Origin of the sequence: Vibrio sp. Vb2960 (assembly GCF_033337665.1) — a bacterium.
Classification (GTDB): Bacteria; Pseudomonadota; Gammaproteobacteria; order Enterobacterales; family Vibrionaceae; genus Vibrio; species Vibrio alginolyticus.
In genome coordinates, this window is sequence record NZ_JAWORD010000003.1 from 173,259 (window position 1) to 192,822 (window position 19,564).

A 19,564-nucleotide genomic window follows, 5' to 3' on the forward strand; every position below is an offset into this window, starting at 1 on the left:
TCTTTTTTAACTAAATTTAAACAAACCGACAATTTACGTTAAAACTTGTGAGTGTGATCATGTTTGCGAGCTCAATTAATGAAATCGTCATAATGAAAATAATTGCTTAACAAACAGTGGCATCAACTGGCTTTACAGGTGAGGTGATGAAAATTTTGTTGGTGCTGAAAGGTGTTTTGTTGAAGTTTTGTCTTTGTAAATTATGAGCTTTTTACTAAAAGCCTAATGTGGACGGAGTTTTAGGTATAAAAAAGGCCCCGACGATGCGGAGCCTTTGTTAATTGACGTCTCGATTTTAGAAAATAAGATGAGCAACGCCAGCAATCACAGGTAACGTGATTAGCGTACGTAAAATGAAGATTACGAAGAGCTCTACAATGTTTACTGGAATTTTGCTGCCTAACAGTAGGGCACCTACTTCCGACATGTAGATAAGCTGAGTTACTGACATTGCTGCAATAACAAAACGTGTCATTTCGTTATCGATTGAGGCCGCTAAAATTGCTGGAATAAACATATCTGCAAAGCCAACAACGATTGTCTGTGATGCTGCAACAGCTTCAGGGACTTGCAGTAGCTCTAGGTATGGGATAAACGGTTGACCCAGAATTGCAAATACAGGCGTGTATTCTGCAATCACCAATGCAACGGTACCAAGACCCATAACTACAGGTAGTACGCCAAATACCATGTCGACTGCGTTGTGTACGCCTTCTTTAAATACAGACTGAACTGATGTGACTTGACCAGCACGCTTAAGAGCTAGATCCATACCCCAAGAGAATGTGGTGTGGCCTTCTGGCACTGCATCTGCGTCTTTATCTGGGTTGCTGCCGTCAATGTAGCGATCTTTCTTCAGACTAAGCGGAGGCAGGCGAGGAATGATAATCGCAGCTACGATACCAGCTAGACAGATAGCGCCGTAGAAAGGCAAAAATAAGTGCTCTAGTTTTACCTGAGCGATAACAACTAAGCTAAACGTGATCGATACTGCTGAGAAAGTGGTCCCGACAACAGCCGCTTCACGCTGAGTATAAAACTTATTTTCGTATTGCTTGCTGGTTAGCAAGATACCAACACTTCCGTCGCCTAACCAAGATGCCATACAGTCAATTGCACTGCGGCCAGGTAGGTTGAATACCGGACGCATTATTTTACTGAGTAACGCACCAAATAGCTCCAGAAGACCGAAGTTCAAAAGAAGCGGAAGCAGTAAACCCGCGAAAATGAAAACGGCAAACAGAGTAGGTAGAAGACCAGTAAGAACAAGCCCGCCAGTGTTCTCTTCCCAAATTGCTTTTGGACCCACTTGGAAGAACGTCATTAACACGGCAGCGCCGCCGATTAAACGAACAACGAGCCAAAGTGGAGATGGGTTGAAGAGACCGTTTAAAAAACCATTACGTAAAATTGCAGCTGGCTTAAAAATTTTGCAAAGAACAGAAGCAACGGCCATGAAAGCGATGATACTGGTGACGATAGCAATCAAGGTATCGCCTAACACCGCTGGGATGACTTTTGCCATCACGGCAACGGGAATGGTTAGGCCACCATCGTAAGAGATCGGAGCCATAAAGAGTAGAAGACCAATTAGGGAAGGGATGAAAAACATCCAAAAGTTGCCCTTAGGAGCTTCAGTAGCATTAGTGGTGTTATGCATAGTTGTCTCGTGTTACTACTAGTCAATACTTGCCATTTCCATGACATAAATATTCACTAAACATCCGTATTTAATCACAGTTTTGCGGAGGGTACCCGCAAACTGCATCCATTGCAATACTATTCATTAAATACATCTAGTTATTCAGCCGATTTGTCGGGTAATTGGTCAAATAACGTCTAAGTGTATGCGAATATGTTGCTTGTGTTAGAAAATTGTAGCACGAGAGGTGAATTGCGCAGTGAATTATGGGGCGCATTGTGACTGGAATAATAAAATGGTAAACAAATGTGATTTTGATCTAACTAACTTCTTTGCCAGAAATTCAGTTAGCCTTATCTATTTTAAGGTTTTTAGTGGTGTCAAAATACCGTTCAGCGTTTCTTGTACCGTTGCAGTGTGAACCTATTGAGCCAAATCCGATTGAAGCATGTCGCTTCAATCGGACCGAAATTTTATGCTTTTTGTTGACGGCTAAGTATGTATAGGTAACTCCAGTAAATCAGAGCTGTAGAAAAAGCCAATATTGCTGGGAAAACCAGCGTATATAAACCATATACCGTAAATAGAGCCGCTCCCGCGACGCCGCCAAACAAAAAGCCAAAGAAAATGAATAGGAATAATTTTGCTTTACGTCGGTCAAATTGACGACCTCTCAAGCTCTCTCCAATCATAATCCCTAGATCGGTGATGATTCCGGTCATATGTGTGGTTCTGACTACTGCGCCGCTAAACGTGGTGATCATTGCGTTTTGTAATCCACATGCTGCTGATGCTAGATATTGGCCGTACAAATCCCCTTGCACCAAAAAGCCCAAGCTGAGTAAGAGCAAGCTCCCTTCTATGCACAGTGCAACACCATATCTTCGCCCTAGTTTTAACGCACTGCTTTCAATAAAAAAGCCGCTAAAGGCAGCGCCAATCAAAAAGCTAAATACGATGAAGAGCAGGTGAATGGAGCTATCCACACCTGTTAGCAAGCTGTTCCCTAGCTGAGTTACGGTTCCCGAAAGATGAGTTATCGCTTGGTGTTGAAAGCCGAGAAGACCAACGGCGTTGACGCAGCCCGCGAGAAGAGCTAGTAGAAACGCGCCATATTCCACCCAACGAGGAAGTCTGGAAATCACAATAAACCCCAACCAAATATTAGGAGCCGATTATAACGCTCACACCGAGTTACGAAACCCTTTACAGTAAAACTCGATTGATCATTCTCAAAAAAATCTCACTTATAGGTCGTTTGTCCGAGCCAAAGTAAATACGTGAACGCGGATTGCTCGCTAGCAGATGTGTTCCGTTGTGCATTCGAAACTCACCCACCCGTGTTTCATTTGTTCATAGACTGAAACGGTAGGTTGGTGGAACTCTTTATCGGTAAATAGACCGACGGGAATGATCATGATTTCCGGGTATGCAGAAACGAACAACCTCATTGTCGTGCCGCAGGATGGACAAAAGTCATACTGAACCTCACTGCCATCATCGCCAATTCGGGTATAGCTAGTGACTTCACCGTTTAAAGTGACGTGCTCTTTTTCAAAGCGAGCTTGTACCCCAAAAACACTGCCAGTTCGTTTTTGGCATTCGAAGCAATGGCAGACAGACGTGTGGGTGGGCTCTCCCTTACAACGGATCTCAACTAAACCGCAGGCGCACTCGCATGTATGAATGGTTTTTGTCATCGTGATTACCTATTTGTCCCAATACACCAATAGACCTAGAGCACAGAGCTTGTGTCACTAGCTCGTTATGAGCTCTGGACTTGAAACTATTTGGATACAATCAGTTTAGTTTAATTTTGAAACACTTGAAGAGGTGAAATCATTTGGGTATACAATGGTATACTCGCTTTTCGTTTATACCTTGAAACAAGGAACTCTTCATGACTCACAAAAAAATCCTGCCGATACCACTTATTCTACTTATTCCAATCGTTTTATTGGTTGTGGTTGTGATCGCAGGTGTTTATCGTTTTAGTTTGTCTGATGACGAGATCATGGCTAAGTTTCCTCAAACAGAAGTAGAAACGAACGTTATTGTGCAAGAGACGCTTGGCATCACTGCACGTAACCCTTGGACGATCCAAGTACCCGAGCAGGGTGCGGTCACTTTTCTTGATGAGTGGGATAAAGAAAACGGCTATTTGATCGGTGACTATGATGCAGGTGCGACAAAAGGTCAGGTACTTGTTCCAACTGCGTCGATTAGTCAGCGTGAGATTGAAGGTGTTTCATGGGTTGTTGCACCGATGATTGTAACGACACAAGGTAGCGGTTCGTTTAACTATGTTGGCTTGTTCAAGTTTGACCCCGTGCCGAGCCGAGTTGTCCTTTTAGACAGTATTTTTGTTGGTGACCGCGTGAAATTTACTCAGCTCGAATGGAAAAGTGATACAACTATCACTCTTTCATATTTAGCGCACGGTGACGATCAAGCAATGGCAGACACGCCAAATCAATTCAATTCATCCACATTACAGCGTGTAGGGAATAACTTACATATGCAACAGTGATGAATTTTTTTTGAGTTCTGTAAAAATTCAGTATTTTCTGCGCTAGATCTCGAAATTTCCTAGTGATTTCTTATTCGGGAATGCATAAGCTATGAGCCTTGTTTGAAAGGAGATAGTAATTCCCGTGTCTACAAATGAAATTACAAGACGGTTGCCGAATCTGACAAGTCGTAGAGCGCTGCTGTTATACTCCTTGCCAGTTTTAGTTGCGATTGGTGTTTCTCACTCTCTCAAAGAGTCATCTTTAACCAAAACCATCGCATTGAACCTACCTGAATCTCAGGTCGTTGAAAAAATTCTTGATGCGACAACTGCCGAAGTTGTCACTCCCCCGAACTTCGAATATCAAATCCAAGCAGGTGACAACCTAAGCACTATTTTTAGTCAGCTCGGTTTCGGTTACAGCTCGTTAATGAAAGTAATGGAAACGGATTTGAACTACTTGGCACTTGATACACTTAAGCCGGGCAATACGCTCCGTTTCTGGCGTGATGATGCGACAGGCGAGTTAGCGAAAATGGAACTGCAATTTTCTATTGCAGATAAAGTGGTCTACAAGCTGAATAGTGATGGTAGCTATGACTTTACTGATATTTCCATTCCTGGCGTGTGGAGCCAAGAACCTTTAGTTGGCGTTATTCAAGGCAGTTTTTCTTCTTCTGCGAGTCGTTTAGGTTTAACGTCGGCGGAAGTGAGTCAAGTCGTAAGCTTACTCAAAGAACAACTTAACTTTGGACGTGATCTTCGTGCAGGTGATCGATTTGAAGTTGTTCGCCGCTCACAAAGCATCAATGGTGTACCAACAGGTAAGAACGAAATTGAGGCGATTAAGATTTATAATCGCGGCCGCGAGATCACCGCTTACCTTCATACTGATGGTCAATTCTACAATGCCAAAGGTGAAAGCTTACAGCGCGCATTCCAGCGTTACCCTGTAAGTAGCCGTTGGCGTATCAGTTCTGGCTTCAACCCTAATCGTTTACATCCAGTAACGGGGCGTGTTGCGCCGCACAACGGCACTGACTTTGCTGTACCAACCGGTACACCAGTCGTTTCTACTGGTGATGGTACAGTGATCATGACTCGTAAACACCCTTATGCGGGTAACTACGTGGTTGTTGAGCACGGCAGCAAATACAAAACCCGTTACTTACACCTAAGTAAGATTTTGGTGAAGAAAGGGCAAAAGGTTTCTCGAGGCCAGCGTATCGGTCTTTCTGGTAAAACAGGTCGAGTGACTGGGCCACACCTTCACTATGAGTTGATTGAATACGGCCGTCCAGTTAACGCTATGCGAGCAAATATCCCAATGGCGAGTTCTGTTCCTAAGAAAGAGATGGCTACTTTTGTCGCGAACAGAGATGAAATGGATAGACTATTACGCGATAAAGAGAAAGCAGTGCTGTAATAAAGTACTTCGCTCAAAAAACAAAAAGAGACTAAGCATAGCTTGGTCTCTTTTACTTTGTGCATTAACTAGATTTGAATTCTATGACAGCAGTCTGTTCAGTACGTTAGGCACTCCGCACTTCACGTTCATTTATCAGGTGTACGATTTCTTCAACACTGTGTGGACGAGAGTAAAAATAACCTTGGATGTAGTGGCAGCCCATTTCAATTAACTTTTGTAGTGCTCTATCGTCTTCTACTCCTTCGGCAATCAAATCCACATCGAGCAGCTCTGCCAATTGCGCTATCAAAAACACTACTTGTTCAGAGGTTGTATTTGAGAGCATGTTCTGCACAAAGGTAGCATCGATTTTGATGCTATCAATCGGATAATTGTGTATATAGTTCAAGCTTGAGTATCCCGTACCAAAATCATCCAGTGCGACTTTAAAACCCAAGTATCGCAACGAGTTAAGTACCATCTGTTCACGGCCACTTTGTGAGAGTAAGACGGTCTCGGTGAGCTCTATAACAAAGTCTTTTGCTTCGTGCTGATACTTTTCAACCATGTTGGTTAAGTGATTAATATAACGGTTGGAATCAACCAGCTCATACGCTGAGCAATTGATGGAGAGTTTGACTTTATAGCCTAGGTTCGCTTCGAGTTCTTGCTTTGCGATACACGCGAGTTCAATAATCCGTTCACCTAACTCGATAATCAGGCCTGATTGTTCGGCAGCTTCAATGAACTCCGCTGGAGAGATATTTCCATAGATATTGCTATTCCAACGAGTCAAAATTTCAAAGTAATTCCAGCGGTCGCTCGTGATATCGACGATCGGTTGAACCACTACATACAACTCATCGCTGTCTTGTATATCAGTACTTAGCTGGATTCGCATTGCCTCAATAAGCTGCGTCCTACGGTGGTATAACGCACTAAGGTGTGTGTCGTAATGCTGAATCCGTGTATCGCGGTGTTTTTTACAATCTTTGAGAGCGAGACTGGCATTCAAAATCAGCTCATCGCTGTTCAACATATGTACTGGGGCACGTGCAATACCAATACTAACGGTGAAAGAAATCCGGTTAGATTTGTCGCTGTAGCCGCTTTCAATTTTGTCGAGTACTTCCTGACACACGGCGACAGGATCTTCGTCGTACGTGATGAAGGCGAATTCATCTCCTGCAACACGGAACGCATTGTTTGGCGACGACAAGCTCTGTTGAATGGCGTTAGCTGTGAACTTAATGATTTGGTCGCCGATATAGTTTCCGTTGATATCATTGATCGATTTGAAATTATCGATATCAAGATACGCCAAACTGAATGGACGAGTCGCTTGCTGCGTTAATGTCTCCAAGGTATCAGCTAAACAGCTACGGTTGAGCAGTCCAGTTAGGTTATCATGCGATACCTCATAGCTAAGCTGATTAAGAAGCTTATCTGAACGTTCACTGACCCACTTTTCACGTAAGCTATGAATAATGACATTGGCATAAAATCGGTGGAAGTCGAGGATATCTTGCGCTTCTTTCGCGTGGATGCTTCGGGTAAAGGTAGACAGTAAAATTCCCAGAACTTCGCCATTTTGTGTCTTCAATGGCAGGCCAATGTAAGCTTGAATGCCATCTTCTTGAAACATCTGATCTTCAGGAAAACGCTTGTATACCTGGTCTTGATAGAAAATATGTTCGCCAATGTCTTTCGCCACTTTTTCACAGGGGGTGCCTGAAAGGTGGTAGCTTAGGTTGTCTGTAATTTTTCCATTGCTGGCGAAGGAAATGGTATGAGCCGAATGCTGAAGATGCGCAACTTCTACAACGCAAGTGCAATGGCTCTGCAAGTGTTGATGAATATCTAACGTGACTCGGTTTAGCTGAGCCGTGCCGTTTAGCTTCAATATCTCATCAATTTTGTGGAAACTGATTTGTACCTGACCCATCGAGCATTTCACCTAGCGTTGTTATTAACATATCGTGTAAGACACGACGAATTATTATTTGATATGCATCAAATAAACTATCGGTTACTAAGGCAGATTTTTCAAATTTTGTGAACGAACAAATCATTATTTTCATGTTTTTATGCTTGAACCTTTTAAAGGTATAGCGATAAAAACGCTAAGCTAGGCGCGCTTCTCCTCTTCTAATCGTGATTTGAGATAATCGAGGAATAGCTTAGTCCGGGTATGCTGATAATCCAGCTTTGGATAGTAGGCATATACAGTGGCTTTATCCGCTGTGATATCGGGCAGGATAGGGACTAACGCGCCGGATTTGAGATCATCTTTGATCATGACGTTGTTCGTCATCAAAATACCCATGCCTCTTTTGGCACCATGAAACAGCGCTTCTGGGTTGGTCGTGGCAAAGTTACCGGACAAGCTGATACGCTTACCTCGATTTGTTTTGATTTCTCGTGAGGGTTTTTCTCCCCAAATCAGGACATTATGCTCTGTCAGATCCTCAACGCATTGCGGTGTTCCATATTTTTTTAGGTAACTAGGCGCAGCGTAAAACTGGGCTTTATGTTCGAAAAGCGCAGTGGCTTTGAAACTCAGAGAGTTCAGTTGCTCTAATTCCCGGCTAATAAACAGGTCTAAGCTTAGCTCTGGCAATTGGCCTGGTAGCGTTGTTGTTAATTGAAGTGTGATGTCTGGATATTTCTCAAGAAAATCATCGAGATAATGAACTAGAAACTTGGAACCAACGGCCAGTGTCGCGCCAATTTTTAATAGCCCCGCTGGTGATTGGTTGACTGAGCGAGTTTCATCTAATACCGATTGCCATGAATCAAGCTGACTTTTTGCTCGTTGATAAAACAGCGCACCAGCTTCAGTTTGGCTAATTGAGCGGGTCGTACGTTTGAGTAGTTGAACGCCAATTTTATCTTCTAGCCATTGAACTCGCTTACTGATAGCTGAGCTGGTGGTATTGAGTTTCCGCGCTGCTGCATTAAAGCTACCTTCTTCGACCACACGAATATAACTCTTCACGCTTTGAATCCAGTCCATTGTATCTCCTTGGGAATTAATTCCTTTCCAACTTAGCTGATTATCATCTTTGAGTATCAAATATACACTGTTTGCCATCAATCTGTCACAAAGTAGGAGGAACGTTTGCGTAAAACACCATTGTTATTAGCGATGATGATCATTGCCACAGGCCAAGTTGGCGTTAGTATTTATCTTCCTTCTTTGCCATTGATTGGTCATGACTTGAATTTGCCGCAACATTCGATTCAGAATCTCGTCACGCTATTTCTCGTTGGCTTCGGTATCTCTCAGCTTTTTTACGGCCCATTGTCTGATGCGATTGGTCGTCGGCCAGTGTTTATTCTGGGGCAAAGTGTATATCTAGTTGGTACGGTTATTTGCATCGCGTTTTCGGACAACATTGTTGCCCTTGAAGCGGGACGGTTACTGCAAGGCCTAGGAGCGGGCAGCGCTTCGGTACTTGGTCGGTCAGTACTGCGTGATAGTTATGACGGTATGCAATTAACCAAAGCGCTATCTTATATTTCAGTCACTGCTTCAGTGATGCCAATTATTGCTCCGCTGTTTGGTGGCTGGATTGCTTTTCACCTGAGTTGGCATGCTGTCTTCGTGTTTGTACTGATTTACTTAATGGCAATTTTTACACTTGGTTTATTGGTGCTGCCAGAAACGCTGCCTTATCCGAAGAGAAAATTTAAAGTAGGCGAAGTAAGCGCGAACTATTTGCGTCTGTTAACGAATACACAAGTGATTGGTAGTGCGAGCTACAACTGGCTTAGTTATTTATCGGCTCTGGTTACGCTCTCCTTGTATCCATTTTTAATGCAACAAGAGTTAGGATTAACGGCGGCAGATTACGGCTCTTTGATGATCATACCGTCAGTTGGTTTGCTGACGGGTAGCTTAGTGCTGAATTTGATCAATGCTCGTTACAAAGCTCAGCAAATCTTGCTGATGAGTTTCGCGATTGTTGCTGTTGCTGGCTTCATGTTGTTGGTTACCCCCTTCAGTGTATTTTCATTGCTGACGGCATTCACGTGTTTAAGTTTTGCCCAAGGCATGTCATTCCCAGTATCGATTAGTTTGCTACTCTCGCCACATAAGCAACAGGCAGGCGCGGTTTCTGCGTTATCTGGCTCTATTCAAATGTGTTTAGCAGGTTTGTTTGGTGGGTACTTAGTAGACTCATGGGTTACGAATCAGCAGCAGCTTGGGGTGTTTTATTTGTTTATTGCGTTACTTTCTTGCTTTGTTCTTGTACTAAGCCAATTTCGTAAAGTGCCAGAAGGGACGGTTCAAGCAGAAACTTCCATCTGAATATACTTGCAACCAGAAGGTCGGCTTTCTAAAATGCGCAGCTAAATTAAGTCTGGCTTGTTGTGTATACTGAATGACTTGGTTTGAAAGGAAGAGGGCGAACCTTGATACTTCTCTCAAGCTTGGAATACATTTCTGCCCAATGGCTATCCGATCTCTAATCGTTAGGTGAAAGAATGCAACAAAACGAATTTGAAACACTGGTAAAAGAAATTACTCAGCAAGAAAGCATGCCAAAGGCACTTGAAATCTTGAAGGCGTGTGAGGAAGAAGAAGTTGCACAAGCGGCGCAATCCCTAACGGGTCAGTTTGGCCTTGCAGAAGTTGATGGTGAGAAACGTATTTACCATATTACCACTCAAGAAGATGAGTCCGGAGAAGAGCAAGAATACGTAGAGCACGTCATGAATGAAGGCGATCACTTGATCAAGTTTGCTGCGTGGTTCTTTGAAACATTCTTTGAAATCAAACAGAAAGATACGTACGTCGCAGCGGGTAAAACATACCAACAACCTAAGCGATAGACGCTCATTTCAAGAAATCCACGAAAATCAAACTGAAAGTTAATTACAAAATAAATGTGACTGGAGTCTTGTTTTTATCTAATTGTGGTGTAAAATTACAACATAGTTAAGTCAATACATTCAGGAGAAGGTCATGGGTAACGAACTTGGTGGTGCTTATATTGGCCAGATGATTGCAAAAGACGCGATGCACAAAGCGCTTTACGGTAAAGCGAAGAAGAAAAAAGCTTCTGTTTTTGCTCGTGTTATTAAAAAACTGGCGAAATAATTTAAAAAGCCCTGATTGAAAAATCAGGGCTTTTTGCTTTTCTCTGTTTTGTTGTTAGTAAGTAGCCAACATATTGCACAACATTGGCAAAACGCTACTCAAAGATTGATGACATTTAAATCTAGAATTACGCGGATTGGCTTGGTATCTCCACAACATTGTTAGGCACTTTATCTAGCCCCTTTGCTGATAACCACTTTTCTAAATCGTCAGCGCCTCCAACATATTTTCCATCTAACCAAATTTGCGGCACTGTTACCGGTGTTTTTTCGCCAATGATGGCTTTTACTTCAGGAATCATGCGGTATAAGGCGGCGCTGTCTTTAACTACATCATGGTACTCATACTGAACGCCAGCCTCGTCAAGTAATTGTTTGGCTTTGACACAGTAAGGGCAAGTTGCTTTACCATAAACAATGTTGCCTTTTAGCTCATCGCGTTTTACCCACTCAGCAATAACAGACTGTACAAGCACACCCCGATTCAATGCTTCTCCTTGGCTGATAACTTTCCCTTCGACAAGAAGAATGGGTGCATGCCAAGCACCAGCTTTTAATGGTTCCCACCAGTGCGATAACCAATCTTTTACTTCAAGTTCAACGGGCACATCGGCTAGTTCGTTTTCAAAAGTATCCTTTAAAATATCTTTGGTTAATGTACATTCACCACAAGGAATATTGACTTTGAATGGGCCCCAACTACCAGCCCAGCGATACAGTGTAATTTTGATTGGTTGACTCATATGGGTTCCTCATTTCCTTTCCTGAAAATATAGAACTTTTAAATTAGATTTTTCTTTCAACTAACTTTGTCTTTTTCGCTTCCCAATGCGTAATAAACGCAATAGATGCAATAATAATCGCAGCACCTAACCATAAACGACCAGGAGGCACCCAACCAAACACCAACCAACCAGCAACAACATTCAAAGGCAGTTTGGCGTGATCAAATGGTTGCACAAATGAGGCGTCTGCTACTGCATATGCTTTAACGATAGCCCATTGAGCGAGTGCTGTAAGTGCACCTGCGGCTAAAAGCACACCCCATATCGTCCACGTATCTGGCATAGTAAACGTCGGTATCGCTAACAAGATATTAAATGGCGTTATCAGCAGTAATAAATAGACGACCATGGTTGAAGGCGGATCGTTTACCGACATTTTTTTAACCATTAATGAATACGCTGCCCAGAAAAATGCGGCGCCAACAGGGAGCAGGGTCGCCCATGTAAATGAGTCTGCCCAAGGCTCAAGAATGATCATGGCACCAACAAACCCCGTCAATGTCGCTAACCAGCGTGCAGTACCTACTTTCTCTTTGAGTAACAAGCCAGAACCAACTGTGGCAAATAACGGGGAGGTCATGAGAAGTGCAATACCTTGCCAAATTGGAACTGGGTAAGCGAGAGCCCATAACCAAAGTTGAATCCCGATAACAGAGAGAAAAATGCGGAATGCATGCCAGCCAAAGTGTTGGGTTCTTAAAGAACGTCTAATCCCAAGTGTACGTAGGTAGGGCAGAATAACAAATAAGGCGATTGCATATTGGAATAACGCAAATGTGGTGGAGGAGACACCAAAGTTGATGCTAGCAATTTGGGCGAAGCTGTTCACTATGGCGAATGCCAAGCCAGCTGTTAGCATCCAGGACGCACCTTGAACAGGATGATGATTCAATTGAAAAATTCCAGTTTGATAGAGGTGGCGGGATCATACGTCCTATTGTTTTTCGCGCCAATAAAAAAATGCCTCCCAGAGGGAGGCGACATTACCAATTCAAAGGACGTGCCTGTTATAACAGGTACAAAGAACGAGAAGCACAAACGCTGCCATGCATTTGCATAAATAACATTGCAGAACACGTGCCAACTTTTATATATTTGATTTTAAATGGTTTTTTGGTTTTTCTATGTTGTCGATTAGATGAAATGCACTAACTTAGTGATCAATCGCATTAAAAGAGGGCAGAAGTAGGCGTCGTTACGCTCGTTTTTCATTGCTGAGCGATGCTTGGATAGTGTGAAAACTTATCGAGTTGTGTTGGGTTACATAAAAAATGGCCAGCAAAGGTGCTGGCCAAGTGGACTCGCTCTTAGGACAAGAGTGAATTAGAAATCGTAACGTACGCCTAGGCGCAGTGTATCTTCGCCTTCTGTTACTAGACCTGTTGTTGCATCTTTTGCTTCATCAAGTTGGTTGATGTAGTAAGACAGGTAAGTACGGAAGTTGCTGTTTAGTTTGTAGTAACCAACAAGCTCGATACCTTCAACTGTGTCGTACTTTGAACCGTTGTCTGGATCATTCTCTTGAGCTGTGTATAGAGCTGCAAGTGTCACTTTGCTTGCTACTTTGTAGCTTGCGACTAGCTCGTAAGCCGTAAAGTCTTCAGAGTCAGTCAGGGAACCTTGAGAATAAGTACCTGCTAGGTAAAGGTTGTCCATCGAGTAAGCGATACCACCTAGAATTTGATCTTCAGAGTTATCTTTATCTACATCGCCACCAGAGTATGCAAGACCAAAGTCGAGGCCCATTGGTAGTGAGTACATTCCAGAGATGCCGTATTTATCTTCGTTATCGCTAGAGTTTGCTTGGTAGGTTGCTTGAAGTTGTAGTGCATCAAACGCACCACGGTATGCGAAAACGCTGTCTTGCTTATCAGAAGACGAATCAATAACTTGCTGAACACCAGAGAATTCTGTGATATCCGTCATGTCAGAGATGATGACTGCAGCCATGTCTTGACGACCTACAGAGAAAGCACCGATATCAGAGTCGATGCCTGCATACATGTAGCGGTTTTTGAATTCACTCTTGCCCGTTTTTTGTTCGGCTTCGTAAACACCGAAAGCAGAAAGGCCGTTGCCGATGTCTGTTTTACCTTTTAGGTTAAGACGAGCACGGCTTTTATCTTCCATGGAACCTTCAACTTCAGCACCGTCTGAACCGATGAAGTCACCACGAAACTCAACGCGGCCGCCAACTTTTAATTCAGTACCGTCGTTTTTGTATACAGTTGCTGCGAATGATGGTGCTGATACCAATGCTGTAAGAATTGCAGTAGTTAGTGCTGCCTTTTTCATTTTCTTATTACCCTAGTTGTAATCGATGGGCTTTCTTGCCCGATGTGTTGATGACGCTAAGGTAAAGGCTGAAAATGAAAGATAGATTTCTGTTAAGTTATGATTTGATTGCACTTTTATTGCTGGCGAGAATAAGTGCCCCTTCTCATACCACTTATAAAAAGAAAGGTTTATCTTTTTTGAGGTTTTTTCCTCTCCGTTGAAGACTGTGTTTTTTTCAAAAAGTTCCTGAATTGTTTCTTGACCCTAAATGTAAGTAAACATTTCAATTTGGCAGGGAAGTTTGGCCTAAAAATAGCGAATCATCAGCTATTTGTGAGCTAACTCTCTCTAAAGCATTTCTTATTGTAAGGTTTTTATTTCTCGATTTCTTGAAGGCTAAGTAAACGATTGCTTTTTAGGTTTTGTCTGAGATCTTTTCACTCGGTTGTCAGGAACTAATCAAATAAAGTGTCGGCAGTTGTTACACAAAGGTAAAACTAATCTGGTGGAAACGATGCCTCGGATAGCCTTTGTATTCCTCTCTTTGTTCATCATTTCGTTTTTACGAAAGTGAACCAAAGCCGGGTCTAAAACTGACTAACCAACTAATAAGTAATGGATTTAGAAATGAATAAAAAATTATTAGCAGCGGCAATCGCGGCAGCAACCTTCGGTACTCAAGCAGTTGCAGTGGAACTATATAATAACGATGGCACAACATTTTCGATGGGCGGCCACGTTTCTGTTAATTTAAATGGATCAGAGCAAGGTGACACGGATGTGGGTACTAACTCTCCTCGTATCAATATCTCTGCGACACAGGATTTGGGTAATGGCTTCACCGCAGACGCACGTGGTGAATGGGCGCTAAACTACTTAGACGGTGGTGAAGAGTCGTTTAAAACTCGTCTAGGTTACTTAGGTATAACGCATGAGGTTTATGGTCGTGCAGTAGGTGGTACGCAATGGTCACCTTACTACGATGTCGCAGGTATTGCAGATATGCCAATCGCGTTTGCCAACGACTTCATCTATGACGATCATGGAAACCTTGGCACTGGCCGTGCGGATAAAATGCTTTCTTACCGTAATGCCATCGAGCTGGGTGAAGCGGGTGTGATCAACTTTGGTCTTGGTTGGCAGGGTGCAAACGATGATTACACGCGCAACGATGCTGGAGTTATAACTGGCGGTGCTAAATACGATGACCGTGTGCAAGCTGCGCTTTCTTACTCAATCATGGGCGCTAAAATCGGTTACTCTTACAATGGCGGCGATTTCCAGCACCCTGCATATGCAGGTAAGCACACGGCGGAATCACACGTTGTATCAGCATCTTACGGTGCGTACGGCCAAGGCCTATTCCTTGCTGCGGTTTATGGTTCAAACGAAAACATGAACTTCAGTGCAAAAGGCGACCGTTTAGAAGAAAGTGATGCATACGAAGCGATCATCGCATACGCTCTAGCAAACAGCCTAAACTTGAGTGTTAACTATGAGATGGTGGAAGGTAAAGAGTTTAAGAGCTCTAAAACAGAAACTGCTCGTGAAGAAATGGCACTACAAGCAGAATACAACTTCACGCCTAAATTTGTTGGTTACGCGGGTTACCAGTTTGACCTAAATGACGACAATGGTCGTGAAACTGATGACAAATGGGCGTTAGGTGCTCGTTACTACCTATAATAGGATTTAGCGAGAACTATTATTCAGCTCATTGATCTAAAGCCAGCCTCGTGCTGGCTTTTTTGTCTATTTGTTTTACAAATACTTTGCTGTTTCAATTAGATGATACAAAACTCAAAACGGGGTGAATGTCTTATTTTTTACACTAGAGGTTGCTATTTAGTGTCGTTAAGTCAATAGGTTAGATTATGATGGGATTTTTGTTTTGCAGGGAAGAATGATGAGTGTTATTCAAGTTGAAGAAAAGAAAGTAGAAGTGGGTAAAGTGCTTTGTGTTGGACGAAATTACGTTGAACATATTCATGAGCTTAATAATGCAATGCCTGAGCAAATGGTGGTATTTAATAAACCCGCAACTTCCGTATCAACAACTCTGCGTTCATTCCATCAAGAGCCCCTTCATTATGAGGCTGAAATCTGCTTTTTGATCAAGGATGGACGTTATTCAGCGGTTGGTTTGGGATTGGATCTGACCAAGCGTGGTTTGCAATCCTCGCTTAAAAATCAGGGGTTGCCGTGGGAGCGTGCTAAGGCATTTGATGGCTCTGCTGTGTTTAGTCGGTTTGTCTCTTTGGATAACATTGATATCAATGATCTTAACCTTGAGCTCTTAATTAACTGTGTTCGTGTACAAAAAGGTCACGTTAACCAAATGCTCTACCCGCCGCTAACTATCCTGGATGAATTAACCAGTTACACAACACTTCAAGATGGCGATGTAGTGATGACTGGTACACCAAAGGGCGTTGGTGAGGTACATGAAGGTGACATCTTCCTTGGTCGATTAAAGTGTGGCGATGTCACCTTGTTGGAGATTGAGTGGTTGGCGGATTAAAGCCAAATTCGTAGAACGAGAAATACCACCATACTGATAACCGTCGTTAAAAGAACATTTTTAGTAAAATACGCGATTAAAGCAGCCAGTACGGCAGCCAGTAAAAATGGGTTTTGCACATTGACGCTGAGCTCCCCATCGGGAATGAAAACGATAGGTGCCCAGATCGCAGTCAGTACTGCGGGGCTAGCGTAATTGAGTACTTTTTGAGTGCGCGTCCCTAATCGCAATGGTAGCTTGGGTTCTAAAAACAAGTAGCGGCTGGTGAAAACAAGTACCGTCATCAGCAAAATAGCCAACATGATCATTAGCGTTTCTCCTTTACTTGTTCCACAAAGTAACCAGTAAGCATGGCTAAAATGCTTGAAATCATCAAACTTCCCTCAATTTGATAATAGGTTAGGGCAACTGAGCTCACCAAAGCCACAATAACACTCGCGAGCACTGCTGCATTTTTAATGGTGGGTACTACTATCGCGATAAAAGTTGCGGCTACAGCAAATTCCAAACCCATTTCGTTCAGTTCAGGGATTAGACTTCCCGCAATAATGCCCGTCAATGTCGCGACATTCCAAAACAGGTAAAAACTCAGACCAGCCCCAAGTGCATACCAGCGATTAAACTGTTTATCGGAATGGTGGCCTACAATCGCAAATAGCTCGTCAGTAAGTAAGAAGCCGAGTGATAATCGCCATTTTAGAGGGAGCGGTGCAATTTTACTGCGCATCGATACACTGTAGAGGAAGTGTCGAGAGGTGATAAAAAGCGTTGTCAGTAACATGGTCACTAGACCTGCTCCCGTTTTAATCATTCCCATCGCGACGAGCTGTGCAGAACCTGCGAACAGAATGGCGGATAGTGCTTGTCCTTCCAAAGGGTGAAGCCCAGTATCAATTGCGAATGAGCCTGCGAGTAAGCCCCAAGGGAGCACTGCGATACTCAGAGGCATCATCGCAAGTGTACCTTGCCAAAATAGCGTGGCTTTTGATTCTTTTTGTAACGGCAAAGTGTGGTCCATAGTTTCTTCTTATTTATTCCTAAATCAGATTACCAAGATAGCTCGGTAGTCGCATAACGCCTTGTACAATATTGCTGCTTTAGCTGTGACGGACGTATTGGCCGGGAGTGACGCCCATGGCTTTTTTAAAGTGTCGATGCAGATGGCTTTGATCATGGAAGCCGCATTCTTGTGCCACGTCTGAAATTTTTTGTCCCATTTTTAGTAGCTTCTTCGCCATACGTAAACGTTGCTGAATTTGATAGGCATGAGGCGGAAAGCCAAATTGCTTTTGAAACTCTCTCAGCAGATGAAAAGGGCTTAATCCAGACAGTTTGGCGAGTTCTTCTAGTGAGACGTCCGTTTGTGGAAAGTCTTCCAAAAATTCTCTGACTAGCTGCACTTGTCGCTGAGCTCTGGTTGATTCTTTCAGTGGTGCCCGATGAGTGCTGTGTTTACTGGCTAGCTTAATCAACGTGCCGTAAACCAAAGTTTCTCTCAACAAACGGTTGTCTGATTTTTCTAGTGTTTCAAATACCAATCGTAACTGACTAGCCAGCTCAGGATCGTAAACCACAGGTTGAGGGAAGTAGGGCAGAGCTACATTTGGTGAACCAAGCTCTTGTCCTAAAGTTTGAAACTGCTGAGGTACGGGGTACATTGCTTTGTATTCCCAGCCGCCTTCCGAGGCTGAATGTCCGTTGTGTACTTCATCTGCATTAACAAGGATGATGCTGTCCTGTGGCGCGATATGATTCCCGCCCGTCCTAAAAAATTGTTGTGCCCCTTTTTCGATGACACCAATAGTGTAACCTTCGTGGCTATGGCGTGAAAAATTCTGCTTCTCATACTTTGCATCGAGAAGTTCTAAACCGCCGAGCTCTTGAGCTATCTTGAAGGTAGCGATTTCCTTATTCTTTTCTTTCATCTTTATCCGGTCTGCTCAAGAAAATCATTTTAGAAGTGTAACGGATCCATCGTGCTTATTTTTGTACAAAATTGCTATTCGATTTTGATAAACAGGCGAATTGATTGCTATTTTTCAACTGGGCAAACTATGATTTTTATTTTTTGATTTATCTTGGCTATTTTGGGCTGGATGATGTTATTTTGTTGGTATAACATTCGCCGCCTTGTTGTAGAAAAGCGGTTTCATCATGATTGATTTATCTGTACTTCCTGTTTATCTCACCGCAGTAGTGGCTTTGTTGCTGTTACCAGGGCCCGATATGTTGCTGATAGCGAGCTCTAGTATGAGTTACGGTAAGAAGGTCGGTTTTTTTGCTAGCTTAGGCAATGCGACGTCTGGTGTTATTCTTACTTTGCTTGCTGCAATGGGCGTATCTACCCTGATTGCCATGAGCCCAATAGCCCTTAAAGTCCTTCATCTATTAGGTGGCGCTTACTTGCTAAAAATGGGTTGGGACTGCTTACGAGCTGAGGCATCTTCGGCTCCAGAGCTTGATGGTCAAAACAAAATGGCATCAACTTATTATCAACGTGCTTTGATGAGTAATTTGCTCAACCCTAAAGCCTTAGTCTTTTTTGTGATGTTTTTGCCGCAGTTTGTCTCAAGCAATATCACGGCATCTTCTGGTGAGCAGATGCTAGCGCTAGGGTTATTGTTGAACGTTCTTGGCTTGTCATTCAATTTATTACTTGTTGGGTTAGCAGGCACATTGGGCAAAGGGCTGCTCGAGAACGAAAAACTCCGCACGTATCAACATAAACTAATGGGGTTAGTGTTTGTTATTCTGGCGTTGTGGATGCTGAGTAGTTTCGCCTTGTAAAGTTATCATATTCCATCAGAAAGCCAGCAATTGCTGGCTTTTTGTTTTAGGATATTGGTGTTTCCTAAGGAGAGGGTATATGAAGCTTGAATTTTGTTTAAATCCAGATCAAACAGACCTTGATTTTGTTCGTGAAGGTATTCGATCTTATAACCGACTGCATTTACCTGAAGGGGAAGTGCATGCTGTAGGCTGTTTCGCAAAAGATGAGAATGGCAAGATCATGGGTGGCTTGACTGGCGAAATGTTTAAAAATACGGTATTTGTTGAGTTTTTGTGGGTAGACGCTGAAAGTCGAACCTCTGGTCTCGGTAGCCAATTAATGTCGATGCTAGAACAAAAAGTAAAGCCTCATGGGGTTACCCATGTTTATTTGGATACCTACAGCTTTCAAGCTCTTGAGTTCTATCTCAAATTGGGTTTTGAGAAAGTGGGGCAGTACTCAGGCTATCCTGCAGAGGGGATCCACAAGTACTTTCTACAAAAGGAAATTGTAGGCTAGGGAAAGCACGGGTTAGCTTGACTT

Annotated in this window: 20 protein-coding genes; 9 read left to right on the plus strand and 11 right to left on the minus strand. The window is 43.0% G+C overall.

Annotated features, from left to right (window positions below):
* Window positions 1-295: 295 nt before the first annotated feature.
* The 3 genes from R7O03_RS04100 to R7O03_RS04110 form a co-directional block, all read right to left on the minus strand.
* Complete coding sequence (locus R7O03_RS04100; RefSeq protein ID WP_017635848.1) at window positions 296-1,660, minus strand: YjiH family protein; 1,365 nt, start codon at window positions 1,658-1,660, stop codon at window positions 296-298.
* Window positions 1,661-2,115: 455 nt separating this feature from the next.
* Entirely contained in the window at window positions 2,116-2,787 is a 672-nt protein-coding gene (locus R7O03_RS04105; RefSeq protein WP_005375484.1) for a YoaK family protein, read from the minus strand.
* 153 nt (window positions 2,788-2,940) lie between these two features.
* On the minus strand, window positions 2,941-3,342 hold the full coding sequence (locus R7O03_RS04110; protein ID WP_017635849.1) for a GFA family protein: 402 nt from the start codon (window positions 3,340-3,342) through the stop codon (window positions 2,941-2,943).
* A 200-nt stretch (window positions 3,343-3,542) separates the two neighbouring features.
* Here R7O03_RS04110 and R7O03_RS04115 point away from each other — a divergent pair, with 200 nt between their 5' ends.
* Together R7O03_RS04115 and R7O03_RS04120 are read left to right on the plus strand one after the other, a co-directional pair.
* Entirely contained in the window at window positions 3,543-4,172 is a 630-nt protein-coding gene (locus tag R7O03_RS04115) for a hypothetical protein (RefSeq protein ID WP_017635850.1), read from the plus strand.
* Between the two features lie 124 nt (window positions 4,173-4,296).
* Window positions 4,297-5,580, plus strand: coding sequence for a peptidoglycan DD-metalloendopeptidase family protein (locus R7O03_RS04120; protein WP_025768471.1), 1,284 nt, complete (start codon window positions 4,297-4,299; stop codon window positions 5,578-5,580).
* A 106-nt stretch (window positions 5,581-5,686) separates the two neighbouring features.
* Here R7O03_RS04120 and R7O03_RS04125 read toward each other — a convergent pair whose 3' ends face one another.
* Together R7O03_RS04125 and R7O03_RS04130 are read right to left on the minus strand one after the other, a co-directional pair.
* Complete coding sequence (locus R7O03_RS04125; RefSeq protein WP_005375494.1) at window positions 5,687-7,507, minus strand: putative bifunctional diguanylate cyclase/phosphodiesterase; 1,821 nt, start codon at window positions 7,505-7,507, stop codon at window positions 5,687-5,689.
* A gap of 183 nt (window positions 7,508-7,690) precedes the next feature.
* On the minus strand, window positions 7,691-8,578 hold the full coding sequence (locus R7O03_RS04130; RefSeq protein WP_017635852.1) for a LysR family transcriptional regulator: 888 nt from the start codon (window positions 8,576-8,578) through the stop codon (window positions 7,691-7,693).
* 105 nt (window positions 8,579-8,683) lie between these two features.
* On the opposite strand from R7O03_RS04130, the gene R7O03_RS04135 reads away from it, so the two are divergent.
* The 3 genes from R7O03_RS04135 to R7O03_RS04145 all read left to right on the plus strand — a co-directional run bounded on the left by R7O03_RS04135 (window position 8,684) and on the right by R7O03_RS04145 (window position 10,669).
* Window positions 8,684-9,877, plus strand: a complete 1,194-nt coding sequence (locus R7O03_RS04135; RefSeq protein ID WP_017821607.1) for a multidrug effflux MFS transporter — start codon at window positions 8,684-8,686, stop codon at window positions 9,875-9,877.
* Between the two features lie 176 nt (window positions 9,878-10,053).
* Entirely contained in the window at window positions 10,054-10,401 is a 348-nt protein-coding gene (locus tag R7O03_RS04140; protein WP_005375501.1) for a hypothetical protein, read from the plus strand.
* A 133-nt stretch (window positions 10,402-10,534) separates the two neighbouring features.
* Complete coding sequence (locus R7O03_RS04145; protein WP_017635854.1) at window positions 10,535-10,669, plus strand: hypothetical protein; 135 nt, start codon at window positions 10,535-10,537, stop codon at window positions 10,667-10,669.
* A 127-nt stretch (window positions 10,670-10,796) separates the two neighbouring features.
* Here R7O03_RS04145 and R7O03_RS04150 read toward each other — a convergent pair whose 3' ends face one another.
* From R7O03_RS04150 to R7O03_RS04160, 3 genes are all read right to left on the minus strand, one after another.
* A complete protein-coding gene (locus R7O03_RS04150) occupies window positions 10,797-11,411 on the minus strand; it encodes a glutaredoxin domain-containing protein (RefSeq protein ID WP_053307846.1) in 615 nt (204 codons plus the stop codon).
* A 43-nt stretch (window positions 11,412-11,454) separates the two neighbouring features.
* On the minus strand, window positions 11,455-12,312 hold the full coding sequence (locus R7O03_RS04155; protein ID WP_005375542.1) for a DMT family transporter: 858 nt from the start codon (window positions 12,310-12,312) through the stop codon (window positions 11,455-11,457).
* A gap of 464 nt (window positions 12,313-12,776) precedes the next feature.
* Window positions 12,777-13,748, minus strand: a complete 972-nt coding sequence (locus R7O03_RS04160) for a porin (RefSeq protein ID WP_318131527.1) — start codon at window positions 13,746-13,748, stop codon at window positions 12,777-12,779.
* Window positions 13,749-14,357: 609 nt separating this feature from the next.
* On the opposite strand from R7O03_RS04160, the gene R7O03_RS04165 reads away from it, so the two are divergent.
* Together R7O03_RS04165 and R7O03_RS04170 are read left to right on the plus strand one after the other, a co-directional pair.
* Window positions 14,358-15,416: a porin gene (locus tag R7O03_RS04165; protein WP_042521502.1), complete on the plus strand. Its 1,059-nt coding sequence runs from the start codon at window positions 14,358-14,360 to the stop codon at window positions 15,414-15,416.
* A gap of 220 nt (window positions 15,417-15,636) precedes the next feature.
* On the plus strand, window positions 15,637-16,251 hold the full coding sequence (locus R7O03_RS04170; RefSeq protein WP_017635857.1) for a fumarylacetoacetate hydrolase family protein: 615 nt from the start codon (window positions 15,637-15,639) through the stop codon (window positions 16,249-16,251).
* On the opposite strand, the gene R7O03_RS04175 is transcribed toward R7O03_RS04170, so the two are convergent.
* The 3 genes from R7O03_RS04175 to R7O03_RS04185 form a co-directional block, all read right to left on the minus strand.
* On the minus strand, window positions 16,248-16,559 hold the full coding sequence (locus R7O03_RS04175) for an AzlD domain-containing protein (protein WP_005385193.1): 312 nt from the start codon (window positions 16,557-16,559) through the stop codon (window positions 16,248-16,250). The two genes, R7O03_RS04170 and R7O03_RS04175, sit on opposite strands and share 4 nt — an antisense overlap.
* Window positions 16,559-17,269, minus strand: a complete 711-nt coding sequence (locus tag R7O03_RS04180; protein WP_213885957.1) for an AzlC family ABC transporter permease — start codon at window positions 17,267-17,269, stop codon at window positions 16,559-16,561. Before R7O03_RS04180 ends, R7O03_RS04175 begins: the two co-directional genes overlap by 1 nt.
* A gap of 79 nt (window positions 17,270-17,348) precedes the next feature.
* A complete protein-coding gene (locus tag R7O03_RS04185; protein ID WP_005385198.1) occupies window positions 17,349-18,176 on the minus strand; it encodes an AraC family transcriptional regulator in 828 nt (275 codons plus the stop codon).
* A gap of 229 nt (window positions 18,177-18,405) precedes the next feature.
* Here R7O03_RS04185 and R7O03_RS04190 point away from each other — a divergent pair, with 229 nt between their 5' ends.
* Both R7O03_RS04190 and R7O03_RS04195 read left to right on the plus strand, forming a co-directional pair.
* On the plus strand, window positions 18,406-19,038 hold the full coding sequence (locus tag R7O03_RS04190; RefSeq protein WP_318131529.1) for a LysE family translocator: 633 nt from the start codon (window positions 18,406-18,408) through the stop codon (window positions 19,036-19,038).
* A 79-nt stretch (window positions 19,039-19,117) separates the two neighbouring features.
* Complete coding sequence (locus R7O03_RS04195; protein WP_005375519.1) at window positions 19,118-19,540, plus strand: GNAT family N-acetyltransferase; 423 nt, start codon at window positions 19,118-19,120, stop codon at window positions 19,538-19,540.
* The last annotated feature ends 24 nt before the right edge of the window (window positions 19,541-19,564 follow it).